The 609-nt window shown below is 53.7% G+C and carries 1 rRNA gene; it reads right to left on the reverse strand.

The window, feature by feature from the left end:
* A 23S ribosomal RNA gene (locus AAFO60_RS20840) occupies window positions 1–94 on the reverse strand; the annotation flags it as partial.
* Window positions 95–609: the final 515 nt, after the last annotated feature.

Here is a 609-nt window from a genome sequence, read left to right on the forward strand (position 1 = left end):
GTTTGACAACTCCCCGAGGACTATCGCGGCCTACCACGTCCTTCATCGGCTCCTGGTACCAAGGCATCCACCGAACGCCCTAAAACACTTACAACAACACCCACAAACACACCCCCACCAACCCCAAGGCCGGCCGAGATACGAATGCGGACGCCACAAAACAAAAAATATTCGAACAACCCGAACACTAAAGCTCGAATCGCACAAACCAGAATCGAAATTGCAGAACACACTGGCCCAACAGCAACCCAACAGGGCCACCACTGAGCTAGATGCTCGCATCCACTATGCACTTCTCAAACAACACACACCCACCAACCCCAACACCCGAAACCCCCGACAGGGATCCTCAACCAGGCGGAAACCAGTGAGCACCAAGACAACACAGAAACTGTGTTCTCTCAGAACCCCGATAGTGTGCTTCGTCCACAAGTCCCGTCACCAGAACTCGACCACCACCAGCCTGCAACATTCTGATTGCAAGCCGGCATCGCGATGGATTTCTTGTGTTTCACCCATGAACAAACACCAACCCGATGCGCATTCGGCACCAGCATTGGAGTGTTGTCTGCTCCTTAGAAAGGAGGTGATCCAGCCGCACCTTCCGGT

It is taken from the genome of Gordonia aichiensis (genome assembly GCF_039946255.1).
Lineage (GTDB): Bacteria > Actinomycetota > Actinomycetes > Mycobacteriales > Mycobacteriaceae > Gordonia > Gordonia aichiensis_A.